Here is a 24,385-nt window from a genome sequence, read left to right as displayed (position 1 = left end):
CGGTGCCTTTGAGCAACCAGGATCAACAGGCCCGGGCTTGCGATCAAATGTCCAGGGCCCGGCAGCAACAACTGCTGCGCGACTTGTCTCATGAACTGCGCACACCATTGAGCCGTCTGCGCGTGGCCAGCGAAAGCGAAGAGGATCTGCTGCAACTGCGCGAGCGCATCGGTCGCGAAGTCGATGGCATGCAACGGTTGGTAGAAGACACTCTGCAACTGGCCTGGCTCGACGCGGAGCACTCGCCATTACCGGACGAGGCGATCCAGATTCAGGCACTTTGGGAAATGCTCACGGAAAACGCCTGCTATGAAAGCGACTGGGCTGCCGAGCGATTGCACTGCGCGGTGGAGGCTTCATGCTGGGTTCGCGGCCATCTGAATACCTTGGCCCAGGCACTGGAAAACATCCTGCGCAACGCCATCCGCCATTCTCCGGTCGGTGGCAGCGTGCGCCTCGATGGGCAGCGCGACGGCGATTACTGGCTGCTGTGGCTCGAAGATCAGGGCGGCGGTGTCGCCGAAGACGATCTGGAGCGTATGTTCGACCCGTTCACCCGACTCGACGGCTCACGCCCCGGCAATGGCGGCTTTGGCTTGGGCCTAAGCATCGCGCGCAACGCGGTGCAGCGTCAGGGCGGGCGCTTGTGGGCGGAGAACACGGGGCAGGGGTTGCGGCTGAATATGCGGTTGTTGGCTCATTAAGGAATGCCTCTAGGGACGCTCTGCATCCCGCATCTGGGCGCATGTAGCGCAGAGCGCCACGGGCTGCATTCCCACGCAGAGCGTGGGAACGATCTGAGTCAATACCAGCGCTTATTCCCATTAGCCATAAGCACCACACTTTGCGTGATATGGCCTGCGCACGTTTGCCGGTATGATGGTCGCCCCCGCAGTCTGGATTGCGAATACGCCATGACCTTGCAGTACCCAACCATCGCCGATTGCGTCGGCAACACTCCGCTGGTTCGTTTGCAGCGCCTGCCCGGCGCCACCAGCAACACCCTGCTGCTCAAGCTCGAGGGTAATAACCCGGCGGGTTCGGTCAAGGACCGTCCGGCGCTGTCGATGATTACCCGTGCCGAGTTGCGTGGGCAGATCCATGCTGGCGATACGCTGATCGAGGCGACCTCCGGCAACACCGGGATTGCCCTGGCCATGGCCGCGGCGATCAAGGGTTACAAGATGATCCTGATCATGCCCGACAACTCCAGCGCTGAACGCAAGGCTGCGATGACCGCTTATGGCGCGGAGCTGATTCTGGTCAGCCAGGAAGAGGGCATGGAAGGTGCTCGCGACCTCGCCGAGCGGATGCAGGCTGAGGGTCGCGGCAAGGTGCTCGACCAGTTCGCCAACGGCGACAACCCCGAGGCGCATTACACCGGTACCGGCCCGGAAATCTGGCGCCAGACCCAGGGCACCATTACTCATTTCATCAGTTCCATGGGCACCACGGGCACCATCATGGGTGTCTCGCGTTACCTGAAAGAACAGAATCCGGCGGTGCAGATCGTCGGCCTGCAACCGATGGAAGGCTCGGCGATTCCGGGTATCCGTCGCTGGCCGCAGGAATACCTGCCGAAGATCTATCAAGCCGATCGGGTTGACCGGATCGTCGACATGGCCCAAAGCGAAGCCGAAGACGTGACCCGTCGTCTGGCGCGCGAAGAAGGGATCTTCTGTGGCGTGTCCTCGGGTGGTGCTGTAGCCGCGATGCTGCGCCTGTCCAAAGAAGTCGAAAATGCGGTGATGGTCGCGATCATTTGTGACCGTGGCGACCGTTACTTGTCGACCGGCATTTTCGACGCACCCAACTGATGGCCAAGCAAGAGAGAGGCCTGCGCTTCCAACCCACTGGCGGCAGCAAGGCCCCGCAAGTCCCGACCGGCAAAAAGCAGCGCTTGAGCATCGAGCGTCTGGCCAATGACGGTCGCGGTATCGCGTTTTTCGAAGGTCGTACCTGGTTCGTCATCGGTGCTTTGGCTGGTGAAGAAGTCGAGGCGCGCGTCCTGGGTGCCCACGGCAAAGTTGTCGAGGCACGCACCGAGCGCGTTTTCGTCGCCAATCAATTGCGTCGTCCGGCACCGTGCGCCCATGCCGGGCGCTGCGGTGGTTGCAGCGTGCAGCATCTGCCCCACAGCGAACAACTCGCCCTGAAACAGCGCATGCTCGCCGAGCAGTTGTCGCGGGTAGCGGGTGTCGAACCCGAGCAGTGGGCGGAGCCCTTGAGCGGTCCTGAGTTCGCCTACCGACGTCGCGCCCGGGTGGCGGTGCGTTGGGACGTGAAGACGAAAAAACTCGAAGTCGGTTTTCGTGCCGCCGGCAGCCAGGACATCGTCGGTATCAACGATTGCCCGGTGCTGGTACAGCCCTTGCAGCCGATCATGAGTGGCTTGCCGGAAATGCTCAGGCGTTTGAGCAAGCCTCAAGCGTTGGGTCATGTGGAGTTGTTCGCCGGTTCATCCCTGGCCTTGTTGTTGCGGCACATGGCGCCACTGTCTGAAAACGACCTGAGCATTCTCAAGGAATTCTGCGCATTCCATGACGCCCAATTGTGGCTGCATGGAGAAGGAGAGCCGCAACCGGTCGATGCCGATCAGGCGTTGGGTTACCGACTTGAGCAATGGGATCTTGAACTGGCGTATCGCCCGGGTGACTTCATTCAGGTGAATGCCGGGGTCAATGAAGCGATGGTCGCCCAGGCGCTGGAATGGCTGAAGCCTGCCGCTGACGAACGCGTGCTCGATCTGTTCTGTGGCTTGGGTAACTTTGCCTTGCCGCTGGCGCAGAAAGTCCGTGAAGTGGTAGCGGTGGAAGGTGTGCAGGCCATGGTCGAGCGCGCCGCTGCGAATGCCGCTAGCAACAATCTGCATAACGCGAAGTTTTTTCAGGCCGATTTATCCCAGCCTTTGGCTGATGCCAAATGGGCCAGCGAGGGCTTTTCTGCGGTACTCTTGGACCCACCGCGCGACGGTGCTTTCGAGGTGGTGCGCACACTCGCATCACTGGGTGCCAAGCGCTTGGTTTATGTGTCGTGCAACCCGGCAACTTTGGCCCGCGACACGGTCGAACTGATCAAGCAGGGCTACCGGTTAAAACGTGCCGGGATCCTCGATATGTTTCCTCAGACGGCACATGTCGAGGCCATGGCGTTATTTGAAGCGAGCTAGGATGGCTCGTCTGGTCCGACCAGACCGCTCATGCATCAGCCATTCAGCCCGGCAAGGGCGCATGAGCAACGAAGGTCAGCGATTTGACGCATTGAATCTGCGTCGTAGGGAAGGTAAGCAAGATGGTACAGGTGAGAGCACACCAGCCGATCAATACCGACGGCAGTATCAATCTCGAGGCTTGGCTCGATCATGCGGTCAGTGTCGATCCGGCACTGGATCGCGAAGCCTTGAAAGAAGCCTGCGAGTTCGCTCGTCAGGCCGAACAGCAAGACAAAGCGGCGAAGAATCTCTGGGCCGAAGGCACGTCGAGTTTTCGTACGGGCCTTGAGATCGCAGAGATCCTCGCCGACCTCAAGCTCGATCAGGATTCGCTGGTCGCGGCAATTCTTTACCGTGGCGTACGCGAAGGCCATATCCAGCTGCCGGCCGTCAGCCAGCGCTTTGGTCCGGTGGTCGCCAAACTGATCGATGGCGTGCAGCGCATGGCAGCGATCAGCGCTAGCCTGAGCCCGCGCCAATCGTTGGTGCTGGGCTCTCAGGGCCAGGTGGAAAACCTGCGCAAGATGCTCGTGGCCATGGTCGACGACGTCCGCGTCGCGCTGATCAAACTGGCCGAGCGCACCTGCGCGATCCGTGCGGTGAAAACCGCCGATGACGAAAAGCGCAACCGGGTCGCCCGGGAAGTCTTCGACATCTATGCGCCGCTGGCTCACCGTCTTGGCATCGGTCATATCAAATGGGAGCTGGAGGACTTGTCCTTCCGTTACCTGGAGCCTGACCAGTACAAGCAGATCGCCAAGTTGTTGCATGAGCGACGCCTTGATCGCGAGCGGTTCATCAGTGATGTGATGAACCAGTTGCAGGCCGAATTGCAGGCTACCGGCGTCGATGCCGACATCAGCGGCCGGGCCAAACACATCTATTCGATCTGGCGCAAAATGCAGCGCAAGGGTCTGGAATTCAGCCAGATCTACGACGTGCGTGCGGTGCGCGTGCTGGTGCCGGAAATGCGCGACTGCTACACCGCGCTGGGCATCGTCCACACCTTGTGGCGGCACATCCCGAAAGAGTTCGACGACTACATCGCCAACCCGAAAGAGAACGGCTACCGCTCGCTGCACACTGCGGTCATCGGCCCTGAAGGCAAGGTGCTGGAAGTACAGATCCGCACCCACGCGATGCACGAAGAGGCCGAGCTGGGCGTTTGCGCGCACTGGCGCTACAAGGGCACCGACGTCAAATCCGGCTCCAATCACTACGAAGAGAAAATCTCCTGGCTGCGTCAGGTGCTCGAGTGGCACGAAGAGCTGGGCGATATCGGTGGTCTGGCGGAACAGCTACGGGTCGATATCGAGCCGGATCGGGTGTACATCTTTACCCCCGACGGTCACGCGATCGACTTGCCAAAAGGCGCCACACCGCTGGACTTCGCCTACCGCGTACACACCGAAATCGGTCATAACTGCCGGGGCGCGAAGATCAACGGGCGGATTGTTCCGCTCAACTACAGCCTGCAGACCGGTGAGCAGGTCGAGATCATCACCAGCAAGCACGGCACGCCGAGCCGCGACTGGCTGAACCCGAACCTGGGTTACATCACCACCTCGCGAGCGCGGGCAAAAATCGTTCACTGGTTCAAGTTGCAGGCGCGTGACCAGAACGTCGCGGCCGGTAAAACCCTGTTCGAGCGCGAACTCAATCGCCTCGGTCTGCCGCAGGTGGATTTCGAAAAGCTGGCCGACAAGGCCAACATGAAAACCGCCGAGGACATGTTTGCAGCGTTAGGTGCCGGCGATTTGCGCCTGGCGCAACTGGTCAACCTGGCGCAGCAACTGGTCGAGCCGGAACGCGGCAACGAACAGCTGGAACTGATTCCGCGCAAAGCCACTGGCTACAAGCCGGGCAAGCGCGGCGACATCCAGATCCAGGGCGTCGGCAACCTGATGACCCAAATGGCCGGCTGCTGCCAGCCGTTGCCGGGTGATGCGATCGTCGGCTACATCACTCAGGGTCGTGGCGTCAGCATTCACCGCCAGGACTGCGCCTCGGTGCTGCAGCTGGCCGGGCGCGAGCCTGAGCGGATCATCCAGGTCAGCTGGGGCCCGGTGCCGGTGTTGACCTATCCGGTGGACATCATCATTCGTGCCTACGACCGTTCCGGTCTGCTGCGTGACGTGTCGCAAGTGCTGCTCAACGAGCGGATCAACGTGCTGGCGGTCAACACTCGCTCGAACAAAGAGGACAACACCGCGTTGATGTCCCTGACCATCGAGATTCCGGGGCTGGACGCATTGGGGCGGTTGTTGGGGCGTATTTCCCAATTGCCGAACATCATCGAAACCCGGCGCAACCGCACCCCGTGACGGTGATCAATGTGGGGGCGGGCTCGCGAAAGCGATTTGCCTGGCACGGCGCCGACCTTGCAGGAGCTGAGCGTGCTCGCGATAGCGGTGTGTCATGCGTGCCGCCATCACGAGCTAGCTTTGCTCCTACAGTGTGAAGAGATTGATAGATGTATTCACTTCAAGACTTGCTACACCTGATGAACCGCCTGCGGGATCCGCAGTTCGGCTGTCCGTGGGATATCAAGCAAACGTACCAGACCATCGTCCCGCATACCCTGGAAGAGGCCTACGAGGTGGCTGATGCCATCGAGCGTGGCGACTTCGATCATTTACAGGGTGAGCTGGGCGATCTGCTGTTCCAGGTGGTGTATTACAGCCAACTGGCGCGGGAAGAAGGGCGTTTCGAGTTCGACGGTGTGGTCGACAGCATCACCCGCAAACTGATTCGTCGTCATCCCCATGTATTCCCGACAGGTGATCTGTACGCACCGCTGGATATCCCGCGCCTCAGTGAGGAGCAGGTCAAGCAGCGCTGGGAGGAGATCAAGGCCGAGGAGCGGGCCGAGAAGTCCCTGGCCCCTGAACAATTGTCCTTGCTCGATGATGTGCCGGCAGCGCTGCCGGCGTTGTCCCGTTCGGCCAAGCTGCAGAAGCGCGCGGGGCAGGTGGGTTTCGACTGGCCGGATGCATTGCCGGTGCTCGATAAGGTCCGCGAAGAGCTTGATGAAGTGCTTGAAGCCATGGCGGATAACGACGCGACAGCGATCAGTGACGAAGTCGGCGATCTGCTGTTTTCAGTGGTCAACCTGGCGCGTCACCTCAAGGTCGATCCCGAAAGTGCATTGCGCGGCGCCAACAGCAAGTTTGAAAGACGCTTCCGATTTATCGAACAGGCATTGCGCGACACCCTCCGTCCCATAGAAGATTGCACCCTCGAAGAGTTGGACGCCTTGTGGGGCGAAGCCAAACGTCAGGAAAAGAATTTGCCCAGCTGCGGCTGAGCTGTTGCCTAAGTGAGTAAGCACCATGAGCCTTTCCCTTCGCGACCAGTTGCTCAAAGCAGGGCTGGTCAACCAAAAGCAGGCCAAACAGGTCGGCAAAGAAAAACAGAAGCAGCAACGTCTGGCCCACAAAGGTCAGATCGAACTCGATGATTCCCAGCAGCGCGCGGCCCAGGAGGCCATGGCCGAGAAGGTCAAGCGCGACCAGGAACTCAATCGCCAGCAGCAGGAAAAGGCCGAGCAGAAGGCCCGTGCCGCACAGGTCAAGCAATTGATCGAAGTCTCGCGCCTGCCGAAGTTGACCACTGAGGACTACTACAACTTCGTGGACGACAAGAAGGTCAAGCGCATCTGCGTCAACACCCTGATGCGCAACAAGCTCAGCAGCGGTTCCCTGGCGATCGTGCATCACGCCGGCGGTTACGAAGTGATCCCGCGTGAAGCGGCCCTGAAGATCCAGGAGCGCGATCCACAACGTATCGTGCAACTGAATGTGAAGACAGAAGAAGTCAGCGCCGAAGACGATCCGTACGCGGCCTATCAGATCCCTGACGATCTGATGTGGTAAGCCTTTAAAGGTTGCAACAACGACAAACCCCGCTCATTGGCGTAATGCTGTTCACTTAAGGAAGTCTGGAGGCCTGAGAAGTATCTGTGGCGAGGGAGCTTGCTCCCGCTGGACTGCGTAGCAGGCCCAATTCAGGGCCGCTTCGCGCCCCAGCGGGAGCAAGCTCCCTCGCCACAACTGCGGTTGTGCCTGAAACATCGGCTTAAGTGAACAGCATTACGCTCATTGGCGGGGTTTGTTGTTTTCAATGCGGTCATTACACGGAACGGGCGTCTCGTTGCTGTTCCAGATTTTCCAGTTCGGCCTTGTAGCTGTGGGCATCGCTCTCGGAGTGGAACATCCCCACCAGCATGTCTTGTTGATAGACGTCCCAGATCCGGATGCCGGCGGCTACGCCTTCGTGGGATTTATGTGAATCGTCGCGTTCAGTTACTTTTACAGTCATCTGCTGGCTCCAATCTCAATTGTTCTGCAGCAAGGCGTGTGCAGGCCTTTGTTATATGTTTTGTTAGCTTGCTAAGTAAATGCCTGCGATCGGTAACGATCTTTTGCAGAAATTGAAAAAATCCCGCAGCCCTTGCAGGCCGTGACATTCGGTCGCAGGGCGTTGGGTTTCATGACAGAAGTTTCATGTTTCCAAGGGCTTGGACACAAAACGACAGGCGAAAAAAAGCCTCGCAATCGCGAGGCTTCTTCATTTCGAGCTGCTTGCTTAGCTGCCTTTGACAGCCTTGCCGTCAACCGTACCGTCGAGGAGCATGATGTTGTACTCCTTGCCGTCGGTCTCGACCTGGCGCAGGGCTACCAGGATGTAGCCCCAGTCCTTGGCGAACCACATTTCGGTGATGCGTTTGTTCTGTGTCGGGTCGCGAACACGTTCGACCTTGATCGCATCGACCGAGCCCGCTTTGGTCTGGACTTTTTCCTGGCCAATCACGCGGAAGTCGTAGGTGTCGGTGTCTTCACCTTCGACCACTTGGTAGCTCATGCTTTTTTTGCCGGCGGCTACATCGCGCTGCAGCGCCAGTTGGTAGGTGGACTTGTCCAGCATGCCGGTGTTGAGCGGTACCTTGACCGGATCGCCGCGATCAGTGCCGGTGACCATCTTGGTGGTCCAGTCGAAGTCCAGATTGACCTTCTTGGCTTTACCCAGGCCGCCGCGTTCGAAGCGATATGACTGGGGCAGCAAGGCGTCCTTGTCCAGCTTCAGGGTGCTTTCTTCGGTCAGGCTGGCGACCAGCATGGAGGCCTTGAAATTCAAGGTCCAGGAGCCGTTATCATTTTTCGACAGGCTGCGTTCGGCCGAACCGCTCATCGGGAGCTGCTTCCAGTCGGCGGTGTAGCTGGCGGAGAACGGTTGAAGGTCTGCCGCCTGCGCAAGGGGCAGGGCGAGCAGAGCACAAGCGAAGAGCAGGGCGCGACGCATAAAATCTCCTAGTTTCGAATCAAGTGACCGCTGGCCGCGAGTAACTGACCATCCAGTAAAGCACCTTGTTCGCCAAGGCTCAGTCGGCCCTCGGCAAACCAGCGTACGGCCATCGGGTAAATCTGGTGTTCGCGGGCGTGAACCCGTTGCGCCAGACTTTGCGGCGAATCGTGCAACTCTACCGGTATTACTGCCTGTACGACCAGTGGTCCGCCATCGAGTTCCTCGGTGACGAAGTGCACGCTGCAGCCATGTTCGGTGTCGCCGGCTTCCAGCGCTCGCTGATGAGTGTGTAACCCTTTGTATTTGGGTAGCAGCGAAGGATGGATATTGAGCAGGCGACCCTGATAGTGACGGACGAAATCAGCGCTGAGAATACGCATGAATCCGGCCAGTACCACAAGCTTGGGTTGGAAGGCGTCGATCAATTCGATCAAGGCGGCATCGAAGGCCTCGCGACCTTCGAAAGCCTTGTGATCCAGGGTGCGGGTGTCGATACCCGCATCCCTGGCGCGCTGAAGGCCGTAGGCATCAGCGCGGTTCGAGATCACGGCGCGAATGCGCACAGGGTTGTCCGCGTTCTGCGCGTCGTCGATCAAGGCCTGCAAGTTACTGCCGGTGCCGGACAACAGCACCACAACATCACAGGTGGCGGACATCTGCTCTTGCATCAATGCGCCTTGAGGTTCTTCAGTTCAACCTGAGCCGCGCCTTCGGCAGCGGTAGCGATCTGACCGATGACCCAAGGCTGCTCGCCGGCTTCACGCAGTACGTTCAGGGCGGTTTCAACGTGCTCCTGGGCAACGCAGATCACCATGCCGACGCCGCAGTTCAGCACACGGTGCATTTCGGTTTCGTCGACGTTGCCTTTCTCTTGCAGCCAGTCGAACACGGCCGGACGGGTCCAGCTCGCTACGTCAACCACCGCCTGAGCGCCTTTTGGCAGGACGCGCGGGATGTTGTCGAGCAGGCCGCCACCGGTGATGTGGGCCATGGCCTTGACTGCGCCGGTGTCTTTGATCAGCTTGAGCAGCGGCTTGACGTAGATACGGGTTGGCGCCATCAGCAGGTCGGTCAGCGGCTTGCCGTCGAGCTGGATGTTTTCGATGTCTGCACCCGACACTTCGATGATCTTGCGGATCAGCGAGTAGCCGTTGGAGTGCGGGCCGGAAGACGGCAGGGCGAGCAGGGCATCGCCAGCGGCAACTTTCGAACCGTCGATGATTTCCGACTTCTCGACCACGCCCACGCAGAAGCCGGCCAGGTCGTAGTCTTCGCCTTCGTACATGCCAGGCATTTCAGCGGTTTCACCGCCCACTAGCGAGCAGCCGGACAGTTCGCAGCCAGCACCGATGCCGGTGACGACTTGAGCGGCGGTGTCGACGTTCAGTTTGCCGGTGGCGTAGTAGTCGAGGAAGAACAGCGGTTCGGCACCGCAGACCACCAGGTCGTTGACGCACATGGCAACCAGGTCGATGCCGATGCTGTCGTGCTTGTTCAGGTTCAGAGCCAGGCGCAGCTTGGTGCCGACGCCGTCGGTGCCGGATACCAGCACGGGCTGCTTGTAGCCAGCCGGGATTTCGCAGAGGGCGCCGAAACCGCCCAGGCCGCCCATGACTTCCGGGCGCGCAGTGCGCTTGGCGACGCTCTTGATGCGTTCGACCAATGCTTCACCGGCGTCGATGTCTACACCGGCGTCCTTGTAGCTCAGGGAGGGTTGCTTGCTCATGATCCAGGCCTTTAGGGGGGATTCAGGGGTAACGACCGAGTTCGGCGAGTGCGCTGAAATACGTCTGGCACGATTGCCGCGCAAGTATTTCAGAGTACCCAGCCGTTGCCGGTCTACGAAGGCGCGCGATTTTATCAGGCTTGAGGGGCAGCGGCCATCCTCGGGCCGACGGGCAGAGGCATATCGTGTTAAAAAAACCGAAAATGCCCGTGCTGGTGACCTCGCTCGTGGCTGTATAAGGTATAGCCGTTAACCGGCTATCGTTATGACAGAGTGAAAACTTCCATCGATTGCGTGAATGTTTTGCGCAGGCCGGCGGTCACAGCCTTGCTCAAGTCTGTTCATGCGGTCTGTTCCAGCCGCTTTTTGTCGTCGGGAATCCTCCATGCGTTTGTGTAAATTACTGTTTGTGGGCTGTTTGTCGTTGGTCAGCCTGGCGAGTCATGCCCAAACCGTTAACGGTCTCTATCAAGTGCGCGAGCCGGTCAGCAGTCAGACCCCGGAGGAGCGCGATCAGGCCACCCAGCGTGCGCTGGATACCCTGGTGCTGCGTCTGACCGGTGATGCCAAGGCAACACAGAGCCCCGGGCTGGCGGCGATTCGCAAGGACCCGCAGCAGATCATCAGCCGATATGGCTACGACGCCGGACCGCCGGAAAGCCTGCAAGTCGATTTCGATCCGGTCAGCACCGATCGGGCACTGCGTCAGGCAGGCTTGGCCTTGTGGGGTGCCAATCGGCCGTCGATTCTCGGCTGGTGGCTGAACGATTCGACCGAAGGCTCAAGCCTGGTGGGCGACGGTCAGGCCAGTGCCGCGCCGCTGCGGCGTGCTGCACAGCATCGGGGGCTGCCATTGCACCTGCCACTGGGTGATCTGAACGAGCAGATCGTCGCCACCGCGCCGCATCTGGAAGGCAATGATCCGGCGCCGCTGCATGGCATCTCTGAACGTTATGGCGCGGACGCTCTGTTGGCGGTGCATGCGCGGGAAGAGGGTGGTCAGTGGCAGGCCAAGTGGCATTTATGGCTGGGTGACCAGCGCGAGCAAGGCAGCGTGCAAGGAGCCGACAGTGCGGCCGTGGCCGATGCGGTTCTGCTGGCGGTGAGTCAGCGCCTGGCACCGCGTTTCGTTGCCAGGCCGGGAGCGTCCACCGAGCAGGTGCTTGAGGTGCAAGGCATGAACCTGGAGCGTTACGCGGTGTTGGGGCGCTTGCTGGAACCGTTTGGTGCGCACCTGCAAAGTGTCGATGGCGACCGGATCGTGTATCGCGTCAACGGCAGTGCCGATCAGTTGCGAGCGCAATTGAGTCTGGCGAAGTTGCAAGAAGTGCCGGCGGGCGTTGCGCCTGCACCGGTTCAGCCTGCGGTCATCGGTGTGGCACCCGCGGTCGCCCCGGCACCCGCGCCCAAAGCGCAGTTGAGTTTTCGTTGGTAGATTTTTCTTTCCTTATATAGAAGCTGGAGTGATTCATGGCCGATACACGGCGTTGGGTGTGGCTTGGTGGGATAGCCCTGCTGTGCGCATTTGTGTACCTGTTGCATCCGATCCTTACACCGTTCCTGGTGGCGCTGTTACTGGCCTATCTGTTCGACCCGCTGGTGGATCGCCTGGAGAAATTTGGCCTGTCGCGAACCTGGGGTGTGGTTGCGGTATTTGCGCTGTTCACCCTGGTCGTCATGACGTTGTTGCTGGTGTTGGTGCCAATGCTGGCCAAACAGCTGTTCCGTTTGTATGAGCTGGCGCCACAAATGCTTGATTGGTTGCAGCACACGGCGATGCCCTGGGCGCAATCGAAATTCGGGTTGGCGAATGGGTTCTGGAAGTTCGACAAGGTCAAGGCCGCGATCACCGAGCACATGGGGCAGGCTACTGACATCGTCGGGATCGTGCTGAGCCAGGCCACCGCATCGGGTTTGGCATTGATCGGTTGGCTGGCCAATCTGGTGTTGATCCCGGTGGTGAGTTTTTACCTGTTGCGCGACTGGGACCTGATGATGGCGAAGATCCGCAGCCTGTTGCCGCGTGATCGTGAAGAGCGTGTAGTCTCGCTGGCGGGTGAGTGTCACGAGGTGCTCGGCGCATTTGTTCGTGGGCAGTTGCTGGTGATGCTGGCGTTGGGTGTGATCTACGCGGCGGGCCTGATGCTGGTCGGACTGGAGTTGGGGCTGTTGATCGGTCTGATTGCCGGTCTGGCAGCAATCGTGCCGTACATGGGCTTTGTGATCGGGATCGGAGCGGCGTTGATCGCCGGGTTGTTTCAGTTTGGTGGCGATCTGTATCCGATGATCGGGATTGTCGCGGTGTTCATGGTCGGTCAGGCACTGGAAGGCATGGTGCTGACGCCGTTGTTGGTGGGGGACCGGATTGGCCTGCACCCGGTGGCGGTGATCTTTGCGATTCTGGCGGGCGGAGAACTGTTCGGTTTCACCGGGATCCTGCTGGCGTTGCCAGTGGCGGCGGTGATCATGGTGCTTGTTCGCCATCTGCATGATTTATATAAAGATTCTGGCATGTATAGCGGTGTGGACGATTCGGATTGATCAGCCCTGTCGATTAAGTGCTCAAGGACGCCCGGTGTATTGCCGGGCGAGCCTGTAAAACTCTCCTGGCTGTCACATACGCCGTCAAACAAACCCCGGCGATCCCCGCAAGTTAACGCAAACCTTTGATTTTGCTTATGGTCTGCTGCATTGTGCGGCTGGCGTCACGGGTATAAACTTTGCAAACTTTACACAGAGGCCACTAACGGTTCGTTTGAACTGTTCAGTCAGCATGAAACCGATTCAGCTGCCCCTAGGTGTGCGTCTGCGTGATGACGCTACCTTTATCAACTACTACCCTGGCGCCAATGCCGCTGCACTCGGCTATGTCGAGCGGCTGTGCGAAGCCGACGCCGGCTGGACCGAAAGCCTGATCTATCTCTGGGGCAAGGACGGCGTAGGGCGTACGCACTTGCTGCAAGCCGCGTGCTTGCGCTTCGAGCAGTTGGGGGAGCCGGCGGTGTACCTGCCGTTGGCCGAGTTGCTGGATCGCGGTATCGAAATCCTCGACAACCTTGAACAGTACGAGCTGGTCTGCCTGGATGACTTGCAGGCAGTCGCAGGGCGGGCTGACTGGGAAGAGGCGTTGTTCCATCTGTTCAATCGCCTGCGAGACAGTGGTCGGCGTCTGCTGATCGCCGCTTCGACCTCGCCACGCGAGTTGCCGGTAAAACTGGCTGACCTCAAGTCCCGCTTGACCCTGGCACTGATTTTTCAGATGCGGCCGCTGTCTGATGAAGACAAGTTGCGTGCGCTGCAATTGCGCGCGTCACGTCGCGGCCTGCACCTGACCGACGAAGTCGGGCATTTTATTTTGACGCGCGGTACACGCAGCATGAGCGCGTTGTTCGAGCTCCTTGAGCGCCTCGATCAGGCCTCCTTGCAGGCTCAGCGCAAGCTGACGATCCCCTTCCTCAAAGAAACCCTGGGCTGGTAAAACCGCGGCCTGTAGCGCGTTTCGGCATCTTTCAGGCGTCAGGAAACCCGCTTCCGGAAGGGTATTCGCGGCGCGTGCAGATTTAAAATGGGCTTAAGCGCTTAGATGTTAACGAGAAACCGATAAGTCACATTTGGATCGATTGAATTTGCAAATGAGGACGATAGAAGGCATAGTCTCGCCATCTTTAAAACTTCAGCCACGGTCGTGCCCATGCTAAATCGCTTCGCACCCCTCGTGCCTCTCGCACTTGTCACCCTGCTTTTTGGTTGCGCGGTTCATTCCCCGGTCTCGCAACAACAAAACGATCAGCAGATTAAAAATTCAGCGACTGCCCAGTCTTCCGTTATTTATCAGGAAGAGCTGGCTACCGAAAAAGAACTGGCTGACTTTGCCAGCAGCAAGCCTTACCAGCTTCCGGTTCTGGCCGACAGCATCCTTGAGCGTGGCCTGTCCCTGGTCGGTACCCGTTACCGCATGGGCGGCACCTCTGAAGCCGGTTTCGATTGCAGCGGTTTCATCGGTTATCTGTTTCGTGAAGAGGCTGGCATGAACCTGCCGCGCTCCACTCGCGAAATGATCAACGTGAATGCGCCATTGGTTTCGCGCAACAACCTGAAGCCTGGCGACTTGCTGTTCTTCGCCACCAATGGTCGTCGCGGTCGCGTCAGTCACGCCGGGATCTACCTGGGTGATGACCAGTTCATCCATTCCAGCAGCCGCCGCAGCGGTGGTGTTCGGGTCGATAACCTGGGCGACAGCTACTGGAGCAAGACCTTCATTGAGGCCAAGCGAGCACTCGCCATGGCACCAACGACAGTCACGGCACGCAAGTAAACGGACTTTTTGTAAGGCTAACTTAAAGTCTTACTTGAAGTTTGGCGCGTAGCCGCTAGAATCCTGATCTATTGTTGACTAACTAACCGCGTAAGCCCTGCTTACGCGGTTTTGTTTTCAGCCTCTCGGCAGAGAAAGCCGCAGCCAGATCAGGATGTTCTGTATATGACGATGTCGGCCCGCCTTGTACTCATCTTCTTCGCAGCGCTGCTCAGCGCCTGCGCCAGCCGCACTCCGCCGCCTGTCAAAGTCGTTCGCGCCCCGGTTTTCGCTCCCGCCCAATCGTTCTCGCCTGCCGCTGAAGACGTGCTGATTCGCGCGCTGGGTCTGGTCGGCACGCCTTATCGTTGGGGTGGCAATACACCGGATTCAGGTTTCGATTGCAGCGGCCTGATCGGTTACGTCTACCGCGATGCAGCGGGTATTTCCCTGCCACGTTCAACTCGCGAGATGATCGGCATGCAGGCGCCGAACGTTGGCCTGGAGGCTCTGCAAACCGGTGACCTGATCTTCTTCGCCACCAATGGCGGCTCGCAAGTCAGTCACGCCGGGATCTACGTCGGTGAAGGTCGCTTCGTGCATGCACCCGCCACGGGTGGTACGGTGAAGCTCGACAGTTTGTCCAAGGCCTATTGGCAGAGAGCCTACCTGAGCGCCAAGCGTGTTATCGAGCCTGAGCATCTGGCGCACAATTTCTAGTTCGCAGAGGTTGTCATGACCGCTCGCACACTCAATCTCGACGATTCCCTTTATAACTACCTGCTCGACGTTTCCCTGCGCGAAACGCCGCTGCAACGCCGCTTGCGTGACGAAACCCAGGCACTGCCCATGGCGCGCTGGCAGGTGGCGCCCGAGCAAGGTCAGTTCCTCGCCTTGCTGGTCAAGCTGACGGGCGCCAGGCGCTTGCTTGAAGTCGGCACCTTCACCGGTTACAGCGCCTTGTGCATGGCGGCCGCCTTGCCGGATGACGGTTCGTTGATCTGCTGTGACATTCCCGGAGACTACAACGCCACTGCGCGCCGTTACTGGCAAGAGGCTGGGCTCGCTGGGCGCATCGATTTGCGTTTGGCCCCCGCGTTGCAAACCCTGGCTCAACTTGAGCAGCAAGGACAGGGCGGTTGCTTCGATCTGATCTTCATCGATGCCGACAAGGCCAACTATCCGGCTTATCTGGAAAGCGCTTTGCGGCTGCTGCGAAGTGGTGGGCTGGCGGTATTCGACAACACACTGTGGAGTGGGCGAGTACTGGAAGAAAATCCCGCGAGCGAAGACACCCGAGCCATCCAGGCACTCAATCGCGCCTTGAAGGACGACTCGCGTGTCGATCTGTCGTTGTTGCCATTGGGCGATGGTTTGACGCTGTGCCGCAAGCTGTAGGAGCCGAGCTTGCTCGCGATGGCGGTGTGTCAGGTAAGCCGTAATCGCTGGCAAGCCAGGCTCCTGCAAGTCCGTGTTGTTATTTGGCGGCTGACACGCGCCAGATCTTGTTCCCCACGTCATCGGCCACCAGCAAGTCACCCTGTTTATCGATCACTACGCCCACCGGGCGACCCATGGCTTCTTCATTCTTGTTGAGAAACCCCGTCAGCACGTCGACCGGTTGCGCTGCCGGCTTGCCAGCGCTGAACGGCACGAAGATGACTTTGTAGCCACTATGTGGTTTGCGGTTCCAGGAACCATGCTGGCCGATAAATGCGCCTTCAGTGAACGGAGCTGGCAGCTTGCTGCCTTCGGCGAAGGTCAGGCCCAGCGAAGCGGTATGCGGTCCAACCGCGTAGTCCGGGGCGATGGCCCTGGCGACGAGGTCCGGGTTTTGCGGTGTGACGCGCGCGTCGATGTGCTGGCCGTAGTAACTGAATGGCCAGCCGTAGAAGCCGCCGTCCTTGACCGAGGTGATGTAGTCCGGCACCAGGTCGCTGCCGATTTCGTCCCGTTCGTTGACGGCGGTCCAGAGTTTTCCACTGCGCGGTTCCCAGTCCATGCCGTTGGGATTGCGCAGGCCGGAGGCGAAAATCCGATGGTTGCCGGTAGCGCGATCGACTTCCCAGATCGCTGCACGTCCTTCTTCCTGCTCCAGGCCATTTTCACCAGCGTTGCTGTTGGAGCCGACCGTGACGTAGAGCTTGCTGCCGTCCTTGCTGGCGATGACGTTTTTGGTCCAGTGATGATTCAGCGTGCCGCCGGGCAGGTCGATGACGTTCACCGGTTTGGCGGTGATGGACGTTTCACCGCTTTCATAGTGAAAGCGCAGCAGGCGGTCAGTGTCGGCGACGTACAGGTCGTTGCCGACCAGGGTCATGCCGAACGGCGAGTTGAGGTTCTCGATGAAGGTCGTGCGGGTTTCAGCGACGCCGTTGTGATCCTTGTCACGCAGCAGGGTGATCCGGTTCGCGCTTGGTACGCCAGCCCCGGCGCGGCCCATGACTTTGCCCATGACCCAGCCGCGAATGCCTTTGCTGTCGTCGGGCTTGGGTGGCGCATTGGTTTCAGCCACCAACACGTCGCCGTTGGGCAGTACATAGAGCCAGCGTGGATGATCAAGTCCTTCGGCAAATGCCGCCACCTGAGTGCCTGGCGCGGCAATCGGCTTTGCGCCCGTTGGCCAGCCGACCGCCGGTGCGATGTTCACTGTCGGGATCAGCGTCTTGTGCGGTTCCGGCAGCTTGGGCGATGGGCCCGTGCCGTCCGACACTGGCAAGGTGGCGGACTCCCCGCAGGCGGCGAGCCCTCCGGCGATGGCGATAACAAGGACGAATCGAGGCTTGAGCATGCTGATTTCCCTATGAATGCATCACCTCATCATAGAGGAACCTGATCGATGGAAGGTTCAACCTGTCAGCCGCGGGCCTCTTTGAGCAATACCGCGATGCCCGGATGGTAGTTGCCGGCTTCGTTGTGCAATTTGCGATAGGCGTAGGGAAAGTACCAGGCCACTGCGCAGGTGTGTTCCTTTTGCAGATCGTCGACCATGTCCTGGAGTTCTTCCGGCGTAGGGCTGTGCTGGGCTTTTTGTGGGGCGACGAACAGGCAGCCGAGCTTCAGGTCGCTGGCGTAGCTGATTTTTTTCGCATCGCTCACGACATCGAGCAAGGCCTGGGTCAGATTCAGGTTGTTGACTCGCGGCCAGCGTTGCGTGGCTTGAAGGTAGGCGCGTTCTTCTCCACTGGCGATAAACAGGTCGGCGCGGCCATTACGCTCGCCTTCCTCGATCTGCTTTTTTGTCGGAGTCTGTTCAAGGGTGACCATTTCTGCCATCCACGCCGCCGCTGAAAGCAGGCTCAGGTTGGCGCGTTCGTCAAACCAGTAAGGGCTTTCGTTATCGCCGCGTACCGCGTTGTAACGGTCGATGCACTCGAACCAGCGTTCCAGTACCGGGCGCAGGAATTCCAGCTTCGGGTTACTGATGATCATGCCTTGCATGTTGCCCCCTCTTTGTTCTTGTAATGTAAGGTTGTGGCTCTTTGATATCACCGCTTTCAGTGTGGCACAAGATTGGCGCCAGTTTATTGATCGGGATCGGTTTCTATCCATTGATGAGCCCCCGGCTTTAATTGACGCTCCACCCCCAACCCTCTAACCTTCGCGACTTGTTTCAGGTGCTCTGTGACCCTGTGGTCGACCGAGTGAAACAGGGAAGCCGGTGAGGGCGCGTTCTTTGACAGAGCGGGCGACGATCCCGGCGCTGCCCCCGCAACGGTAAATGAGTAAAAGCTGCGCTTTGAGCCACTGTGTCGAAGGTCGATATGGGAAGGCGCGCAGTCAGGCGTCAGCCGCTTATGAGCCCGGAGACCGGCCTGATCCATCCAGCGGCATCACGGTGGGCGATGCCAGGCTTCTTGCCGTCTATTTCTATGCCTGCCCGCCGTTATCCAGCCTCAACGGAGAGCTCCCCCCATGACTGATTCCCCCGATCGTGACGAACGCCATCTGGCACGCATGCTGCGCAAGAAAGCCGTGATCGATGAGCGCATTGCCAACTCGCCGAATGAATGCGGCTTGCTGCTGGTCCTGTCCGGCAACGGCAAGGGCAAAAGCAGTTCTGCGTTCGGCATGCTCGCCCGGGCGATGGGCCACGGCATGCAGTGCGGCGTGGTGCAGTTCATCAAGGGGCGCAGCAGTACCGGCGAGGAGCTGTTCTTCCGGCGGTTCCCGGAACAAGTGCGCTTCCACGTGATGGGCGAAGGTTTCACCTGGGAAACCCAGGATCGCCAGCGCGATATCGCCGCCGCCGAGGCCGCATGGGACGTCTCCCGCGAATTGCTGCGTGACCCGGCCATTGGTCTGGTGGTGCTCGATGAACTGAATATCGCCCTCAAGCACGGTTATCTGGACCTTGATCAGGTGCTCAGCGACTTGCAGGCGCGTCCGCCGATGCAACACGTGGTAGTCACGGGTCGTGGTGCCAAGCCGGAAATGATCGAACTGGCGGACACCGTTACCGAAATGGGCATGATCAAGCATGCTTTCCAGGCCGGGATCAAAGCGCAGAAAGGCGTTGAGCTGTGAGTGAGCCGCGTTTTTGCCCGGCGGTACTGATTGCCGCGCCGGCTTCCGGTCAGGGCAAGACCACTGTCACCGCGGCGCTGGCCCGTTTGCATCGCAATCAGGGGCGCAAGGTCCGGGTGTTCAAATGCGGTCCGGACTTTCTCGATCCGATGATTCTCGAGCGCGCCAGCGGTGCGCCGGTGTATCAACTGGACATGTGGATGGTCGGCGAGCAGGAAAGTCGTCGGCTGTTGTGGGAAGCCGCCGCTGAGGCTGATCTGATTTTGATCGAAGGCGTGATGGGGTTGTTCGATGGCACGCCGTCCAGCGCCGATCTGGCGCGGCATTTCGGTGTGCCGGTGCTGGGCGTGATCGATGGCACCGCCATGGCTCAGACCTTCGGCGCGCTGGCGTTGGGGCTCGCACGTTATCAGCCGGACTTGCCGTTTGCTGGTGTCTTGGCCAACCGCGTCGGCACCTTGCGTCACGCGCAATTGCTCGAAGGCAGCCTCACTGAAGGCTTGCGCTGGTACGGCGCCTTGTCCCGGGAAACCGGAATCGAATTGCCTAGCCGTCACTTGGGGCTGGTCCAGGCCAGTGAATTGAATGACCTCGATCTGCGCCTCGACGCTGCGGCCGAGGCGTTGGCCAGCAGCTGCGAAGTGGCATTGCCGCCTGCCGTCGAGTTCGCTGCGCCTGACGTGATTACCGCCGAGCCATTGTTGGCCGGTGTGCGAATCGCGGTGGCTCGCGATGAAGCGTTTGCCTTCACGTATGGCGCAAGCCTCGACTTGTTGCGGGCGATGGGCGCCGAGTTGCGATTCTTCTCGCCGATCCATGACCGTGAACTGCCTGAAGCGGACAGCTTGTATCTGCCCGGTGGTTATCCGGAATTGCACCACGTGGCGTTGGCTGAAAACCGCACAATGCTCGATGCGATTCGCGCACACCACGCCGCTGGCAAGCCGTTGCTGGCCGAATGCGGCGGCATGCTCTATTTGCTCGACTCACTGACCGATGTCGATGGCACGCGCGCTGAGTTGCTGGGGCTGCTGGCCGGTGATGCGGTGATGCAAAAGCGTCTGGCCGCGTTGGCCCTGCAAGCGGTCGAGTTACCTGAAGGCGCGTTGCGTGGCCACACCTACCATCATTCATTGACCAGCACCGAGCTTGAGCCGATCGCTCGCGGCCTGAGCCCTAACGGCGGGCGCGGTGCCGAGGCGGTTTACCGTGACGGGCGGATGACGGCGTCTTATGTGCACTTTTATTTCCCGTCCAATCCATCGGCGATCGCCGCGCTGTTTGCGCCAGACCTGAATCTTGTAGAGGCGGGCTCGCCCGCGAAGCGGCCATGACCGACAACGCATTTTCCGAGGCCGAGCGCGAAGCGGTGTATCGCGCGATTGCCGAGCGTCGCGACATGCGTCACTTCAGTGGTGGCAGCGTCGAGCCCGAACTGCTTCGGCGGTTGCTCGAAGCGGCGCATCGGGCGCCAAGTGTCGGTTTGATGCAGCCCTGGCGGTTCATCCGCATCAGCGACCGAGCGTTACGCGGCAGGATCCAGCAACTGGTGGAAGAGGAGCGGGTACGCACCGCAGAGGCGCTGGGCGAACGCTCCGACGAATTCATGAAGCTGAAAGTCGAAGGCATCAACGATTGCGCCGAAGTGCTGGTTGCCGCGCTGATGGATGATCGCGAGCGGCATATCTTTGGCCGTCGGACTTTGCCGGAAATGGACATGGCGTCGTTGTCCTGCGCGATCCAGAATCTTTGGCTGGCGTCCCGTGCCGAAGGTCTGGGCATGGGCTGGGTCTCGTTGTTCGAACCGCAAGCCTTGGCGGATCTGCTCGGACTGCCGCCGGGGGCCAAGCCGCTGGCGGTGTTGTGCCTGGGACCGGTCAAGGAGTTTTACCCGGCGCCGATGTTGGTCCTTGAAGGCTGGGCGCAGGCGCGTCCGCTAAGTGAAATGTTGTACGAGAATTTTTGGGGAGTGAGTCAATGAGTGTGGCGTTGCTGAGTGTCGCCGGCGTAGCGCTGGATGCGCTGCTGGGCGAACCCAAGCGCTGGCATCCGCTGGTGGCGTTCGGCCGTTTTGCCGATCGTATCGAGCAGCGTTTCAACTCTGCCGGCCGTGGCTGGCGCAGTCATGGCGTCACAGCCTGGGTGATGGCGGTGCTGCCGCTGACCCTGTTGATCACGGCATTGTCCTGGTTGCCTTACATCGGCTGGGGCGTCGAGATTCTCGCGTTGTATTGCGCTCTCGGTCTGCGCAGCCTCGGTGAGCATGTCGAGCCGGTGGCTCAGGCCCTGCGCAGCGACGATCTGGATGAAGCACGCAAGCGTGTCGGTTATCTGGTCAGTCGTCAGACCAGTGAGCTGGACTCGACCGAAGTGGCCCGTGCCGCCACCGAATCGGTTCTGGAAAATGGCAGCGACGCGGTATTCGCCGCGCTGTTCTGGTTTGTCGTCGCGGGTGCGCCGGGCGTGGTGCTCTATCGACTGAGCAATACCCTGGACGCCATGTGGGGTTATCGCAACGAGCGCTTTGAACGCTTCGGCTGGGCGGCGGCGAAAATCGACGATGTGCTCAACTATATTCCGGCGCGTCTGGTGGCGTTGACCTACGCACTGCTGGGTAAAACCCGTTTGGCACTCAAATGCTGGCGCACGCAGGGGCCGACCTGGGACAGCCCGAACGCCGGGCCGGTGATGGCTGCTGGTGCGGGCGCTCTGGGCGTCGAGTTGGGCGGGGCGGCGATCTATCACGGTGAACTGCATCAGCGTCCACAGCTGGGCGAAGGTGTGCCGGCAGACGCCAACTCCATCGATCGCGGCTGGCAGCTGGTTCAGCGTGGGGTATGGCTTTGGTTGCTGATCCTCTGTGTGGGAGCCGAGATTTATGCTTGAGCACGGTGGCCGCTTGCGCAAGGCGGCGTTGCGGTACGGCATCGCCGAAGCCGATTGGCTCGACTTGTCCAGCGGTCTGGCACCTTGGCCGTGGGCAATCCCGGACATCCCGTTACGGGCCTGGGCACGCTTGCCGGAAACCGATGACGGCCTGGAGCAGGCTGCACGCGAGTACTATGGCGCCTCGCAGGTGCTGCCGGTCGCGGGCTCCCAGGCGGCGATCCAGTTGCTGCCACGCCTGCGTCGCGCCGGCAAAGTCGGCGTGCTCTCGCCCTGTTATGCCGAGCATGCCGAAGCCTGGCGTCGCAACGGCTACGTCGTGCGTGAAGTGCTGGAGCAGGAAGTCGACTTTTTCCTCGATAGCCTCGACGTGCTGGTAGTGGTTAACCCGAACAATCCCACCGGCCTGAGCCTGACCCCGGAACGTCTGCTCGACTGGCATGCACGGCTGGCGCAGCGCGGTGGCTGGCTGGTGGTCGACGAAGCCTTCATGGACAACACCCCGCAGTTGAGCCTGTCGTCTTATGCCGATCAGGTTGGCTTGATCGTCTTGCGTTCGTTCGGCAAGTTTTTCGGCTTGGCCGGGGTGCGATTGGGTTTTGTGCTGGCTGAGCGCAAGTTGCTCAAACTGCTCGCCGAGCAGGTCGGTCCTTGGGCGGTCAGCGGGCCGACCCGGGTATTGGGTCAGGTCTGTTTGCGTGACACCCAAGGTCATGCTCGCCAGCGTCTGCGCAGTGAAGAAGCGAGTCAGCGTCTGGCTGAAGTCCTCGAACGTCACGGCTTTAAGCCGCACGGTGGTTGCGCGTTGTTTCAGTGGTTGATCACCGATCACGCAGAGCATCTGCACGAATTCATGGCCCGACGCGGCATCTTGCTGCGCCTGTTCACCCACAACAGCAGCCTGAGGTTCGGCTTGCCGGCCGATGAAGCCGATTGGCAGCGCCTCGAGCACGCTTTTGAAGCCTACGCCGAGGAAACCTCATGACCACGTTGATGGTGCAGGGCACCACTTCGGACGCCGGAAAAAGTACCTTGGTAACCGCGTTGTGCCGCTGGCTGACGCGCCAGGGTGTTCGCGTGGTGCCGTTCAAGCCGCAGAACATGGCGCTCAACAGTGCGGTAACCGCCGACGGCGGCGAAATCGGCCGCGCTCAAGCCGTGCAGGCCCAAGCGGCCAACCTTGAGCCACACACCGACATGAACCCGGTGCTGCTCAAGCCCAATAGCGATACCGGCGCGCAAGTGATCATTCACGGGCGTGCCGTGACCACCATGAACGCAGTCGCCTATCACGACTACAAAGCCATCGCCATGCAAGCGGTGCTCGCTTCTCACCAACGCTTGAGTGCAGCCTATCCGGTGGTGATGGTCGAAGGCGCCGGTTCACCCGCCGAGATCAATTTGCGTGCCGGCGACATTGCCAACATGGGGTTCGCCGAGGCGGTGGATTGTCCGGTGGTGCTGATCGCCGACATCAATCGCGGCGGGGTATTCGCGCATTTGGTGGGCACGCTGGAGTTGCTGTCAGCCACTGAGCAGGCGCGGGTCAAAGGCTTCATCATCAACCGTTTTCGCGGCGATATCGCCTTGCTGCAGCCAGGCCTCGACTGGCTGGAAGAACGCACCGGCAAACCGGTGATCGGCGTGCTGCCGTATGTCATGGATTTGCATCTGGAAGCCGAAGACGGCATCGATCAGCGCCAGGCCGATAAGGCCGAGCAGGTGCTCAACGTGGTGGTGCCGGTGTTACCGCGAATCAGCAATCACACCGACTTCGATCCACTGCGTCTGCATCCGCAGGTCGATCTGCAATTCATCGGGCCAGGTCAGCCGATTCCGCCTGCCGACCTGATCATCCTGCCGGGCTCGAAGAGCGTGCGCAGCGACCTGCACTACTTGCGCGCCAACGGCTGGGATGCGGCGATTACCCGCCATTTGCGTTACGGCGGCAAGCTGCTCGGTATTTGCGGTGGCCTGCAAATGCTCGGCGAGCACGTGCACGACCCGCTGGGGTTGGAAGGCGCGGCGGGCTCCAGTACTGGTCTTGGTTTGCTGGCTTTCGAAACCGTACTCGAAGAAGAGAAGCAGCTGCGCAATGTGCGCGGACATCTGGCGTTGGAAAACGCTGAAGTCAGCGGTTATGAAATTCACGCCGGGGTTACCACCGGTAGTGCTTTGGAGCAGGCGGCGGTGTTGCTGGATGACGGTCGCAACGATGGAGCCCGAAGTGCTGACGGACAGGTGCTCGGCACGTATTTGCACGGCCTGTTCGAGTCCCCGGCGGCATGCAGCGCGCTGTTGCGCTGGGCCGGTTTGCAGGACGTACAGGAAGTCGATTACCACGCCTTGCGCGAGCGCGATATCGAGCGGTTGGCGGATTTGGTGGAAAAGCATCTTGATACGGGCTATTTACGCGAACTTTGTGGGCTCTAAGGGA

Annotated in this window: 23 protein-coding genes, 1 pseudogene and 1 riboswitch; of the genes and pseudogenes, 18 read left to right on the top strand and 6 right to left on the bottom strand. The window is 60.1% G+C overall.

Annotated features, from left to right (window positions below; genetic code table 11):
• Positions 1-62 precede the first annotated feature (62 nt).
• From AABM55_RS21710 to AABM55_RS21685, 6 genes and pseudogenes are all read left to right on the top strand, one after another.
• Positions 63-704: pseudogene (locus tag AABM55_RS21710) on the top strand (sensor histidine kinase); the annotation flags it as partial.
• 210 nt (positions 705-914) lie between these two features.
• Positions 915-1,817, top strand: coding sequence for a cysteine synthase CysM (gene cysM / locus AABM55_RS21705; protein WP_054593570.1), 903 nt, complete (start codon positions 915-917; stop codon positions 1,815-1,817).
• The gene (rlmD, locus tag AABM55_RS21700) at positions 1,817-3,169 is read left to right on the top strand and encodes a 23S rRNA (uracil(1939)-C(5))-methyltransferase RlmD (protein ID WP_347927744.1); all 1,353 of its coding nucleotides are present in this window, start codon (positions 1,817-1,819) and stop codon (positions 3,167-3,169) included. Before cysM ends, rlmD begins: the two co-directional genes overlap by 1 nt.
• Positions 3,170-3,291: 122 nt before the next feature.
• A complete protein-coding gene (gene relA, locus AABM55_RS21695; protein ID WP_054593568.1) occupies positions 3,292-5,535 on the top strand; it encodes a GTP diphosphokinase in 2,244 nt (747 codons plus the stop codon).
• Positions 5,536-5,684: 149 nt separating this feature from the next.
• The gene (gene mazG, locus AABM55_RS21690) at positions 5,685-6,518 is read left to right on the top strand and encodes a nucleoside triphosphate pyrophosphohydrolase (protein ID WP_347927743.1); all 834 of its coding nucleotides are present in this window, start codon (positions 5,685-5,687) and stop codon (positions 6,516-6,518) included.
• Between the two features lie 25 nt (positions 6,519-6,543).
• Positions 6,544-7,086 (top strand): DUF2058 domain-containing protein, encoded by a 543-nt coding sequence (locus AABM55_RS21685; protein WP_054593566.1) that lies wholly within the window; start codon positions 6,544-6,546, stop codon positions 7,084-7,086.
• 256 nt (positions 7,087-7,342) lie between these two features.
• On the opposite strand, the gene AABM55_RS21680 is transcribed toward AABM55_RS21685, so the two are convergent.
• The 4 genes from AABM55_RS21680 to purM form a co-directional block, all read right to left on the bottom strand.
• Entirely contained in the window at positions 7,343-7,531 is a 189-nt protein-coding gene (locus AABM55_RS21680; protein WP_054593565.1) for a hypothetical protein, read from the bottom strand.
• A gap of 267 nt (positions 7,532-7,798) precedes the next feature.
• Positions 7,799-8,512: a DUF3108 domain-containing protein gene (locus tag AABM55_RS21675; protein WP_054593564.1), complete on the bottom strand. Its 714-nt coding sequence runs from the start codon at positions 8,510-8,512 to the stop codon at positions 7,799-7,801.
• Between the two features lie 8 nt (positions 8,513-8,520).
• Complete coding sequence (gene purN / locus AABM55_RS21670; RefSeq protein WP_103319498.1) at positions 8,521-9,171, bottom strand: phosphoribosylglycinamide formyltransferase; 651 nt, start codon at positions 9,169-9,171, stop codon at positions 8,521-8,523.
• Positions 9,172-9,182: 11 nt separating this feature from the next.
• Positions 9,183-10,241 (bottom strand): phosphoribosylformylglycinamidine cyclo-ligase, encoded by a 1,059-nt coding sequence (gene purM, locus AABM55_RS21665; protein ID WP_145020505.1) that lies wholly within the window; start codon positions 10,239-10,241, stop codon positions 9,183-9,185.
• Between the two features lie 385 nt (positions 10,242-10,626).
• Between purM and AABM55_RS21660 the strand changes: the two genes are divergently transcribed.
• From AABM55_RS21660 to AABM55_RS21635, 6 genes are all read left to right on the top strand, one after another.
• Positions 10,627-11,676 (top strand): DUF2066 domain-containing protein, encoded by a 1,050-nt coding sequence (locus AABM55_RS21660; protein WP_347927742.1) that lies wholly within the window; start codon positions 10,627-10,629, stop codon positions 11,674-11,676.
• A 35-nt stretch (positions 11,677-11,711) separates the two neighbouring features.
• Positions 11,712-12,782, top strand: coding sequence for an AI-2E family transporter (locus tag AABM55_RS21655; RefSeq protein ID WP_347927741.1), 1,071 nt, complete (start codon positions 11,712-11,714; stop codon positions 12,780-12,782).
• Positions 12,783-13,014: 232 nt separating this feature from the next.
• Positions 13,015-13,719, top strand: a complete 705-nt coding sequence (gene hda, locus AABM55_RS21650) for a DnaA regulatory inactivator Hda (RefSeq protein WP_008033543.1) — start codon at positions 13,015-13,017, stop codon at positions 13,717-13,719.
• Between the two features lie 213 nt (positions 13,720-13,932).
• A complete protein-coding gene (locus AABM55_RS21645; protein WP_054593560.1) occupies positions 13,933-14,556 on the top strand; it encodes a C40 family peptidase in 624 nt (207 codons plus the stop codon).
• A 165-nt stretch (positions 14,557-14,721) separates the two neighbouring features.
• Positions 14,722-15,255, top strand: a complete 534-nt coding sequence (locus AABM55_RS21640; protein ID WP_054593559.1) for a C40 family peptidase — start codon at positions 14,722-14,724, stop codon at positions 15,253-15,255.
• A gap of 15 nt (positions 15,256-15,270) precedes the next feature.
• Positions 15,271-15,933 (top strand): class I SAM-dependent methyltransferase, encoded by a 663-nt coding sequence (locus AABM55_RS21635; protein ID WP_347927740.1) that lies wholly within the window; start codon positions 15,271-15,273, stop codon positions 15,931-15,933.
• A 79-nt stretch (positions 15,934-16,012) separates the two neighbouring features.
• On the opposite strand, the gene AABM55_RS21630 is transcribed toward AABM55_RS21635, so the two are convergent.
• Both AABM55_RS21630 and AABM55_RS21625 read right to left on the bottom strand, forming a co-directional pair.
• Positions 16,013-17,326, bottom strand: coding sequence for a sorbosone dehydrogenase family protein (locus AABM55_RS21630; protein WP_347927739.1), 1,314 nt, complete (start codon positions 17,324-17,326; stop codon positions 16,013-16,015).
• A gap of 65 nt (positions 17,327-17,391) precedes the next feature.
• Positions 17,392-17,976 (bottom strand): hypothetical protein, encoded by a 585-nt coding sequence (locus AABM55_RS21625; RefSeq protein ID WP_054593557.1) that lies wholly within the window; start codon positions 17,974-17,976, stop codon positions 17,392-17,394.
• A gap of 157 nt (positions 17,977-18,133) precedes the next feature.
• A riboswitch (cobalamin riboswitch) is annotated at positions 18,134-18,369 on the top strand.
• 81 nt (positions 18,370-18,450) lie between these two features.
• On the opposite strand from AABM55_RS21625, the gene cobO reads away from it, so the two are divergent.
• From cobO to AABM55_RS21595, 6 genes are read left to right on the top strand one after another with little or no spacing between them, the layout of a single operon-like run.
• Complete coding sequence (gene cobO / locus AABM55_RS21620) at positions 18,451-19,062, top strand: cob(I)yrinic acid a,c-diamide adenosyltransferase (protein WP_054593556.1); 612 nt, start codon at positions 18,451-18,453, stop codon at positions 19,060-19,062.
• Positions 19,059-20,396 (top strand): cobyrinate a,c-diamide synthase, encoded by a 1,338-nt coding sequence (locus AABM55_RS21615; protein WP_347927738.1) that lies wholly within the window; start codon positions 19,059-19,061, stop codon positions 20,394-20,396. The genes cobO and AABM55_RS21615 overlap by 4 nt, the downstream gene beginning before the upstream one ends.
• Entirely contained in the window at positions 20,393-21,043 is a 651-nt protein-coding gene (bluB, locus tag AABM55_RS21610; protein WP_347927737.1) for a 5,6-dimethylbenzimidazole synthase, read from the top strand. The genes AABM55_RS21615 and bluB overlap by 4 nt, the downstream gene beginning before the upstream one ends.
• Positions 21,040-21,948, top strand: coding sequence for an adenosylcobinamide-phosphate synthase CbiB (cbiB, locus tag AABM55_RS21605; RefSeq protein ID WP_347927736.1), 909 nt, complete (start codon positions 21,040-21,042; stop codon positions 21,946-21,948). The genes bluB and cbiB overlap by 4 nt, the downstream gene beginning before the upstream one ends.
• A complete protein-coding gene (gene cobD / locus AABM55_RS21600; protein ID WP_347927735.1) occupies positions 21,941-22,933 on the top strand; it encodes a threonine-phosphate decarboxylase CobD in 993 nt (330 codons plus the stop codon). The genes cbiB and cobD overlap by 8 nt, the downstream gene beginning before the upstream one ends.
• Positions 22,930-24,381 (top strand): cobyric acid synthase, encoded by a 1,452-nt coding sequence (locus tag AABM55_RS21595; protein WP_054593551.1) that lies wholly within the window; start codon positions 22,930-22,932, stop codon positions 24,379-24,381. Before cobD ends, AABM55_RS21595 begins: the two co-directional genes overlap by 4 nt.
• Positions 24,382-24,385: the final 4 nt, after the last annotated feature.

Source organism: Pseudomonas helvetica (assembly GCF_039908645.1).
GTDB classification, from domain to species: Bacteria; Pseudomonadota; Gammaproteobacteria; order Pseudomonadales; family Pseudomonadaceae; genus Aquipseudomonas; species Aquipseudomonas helvetica.
Note: the sequence above shows the minus strand (reverse complement) of the source record. Positions and strands in the feature narration are given on the sequence as shown.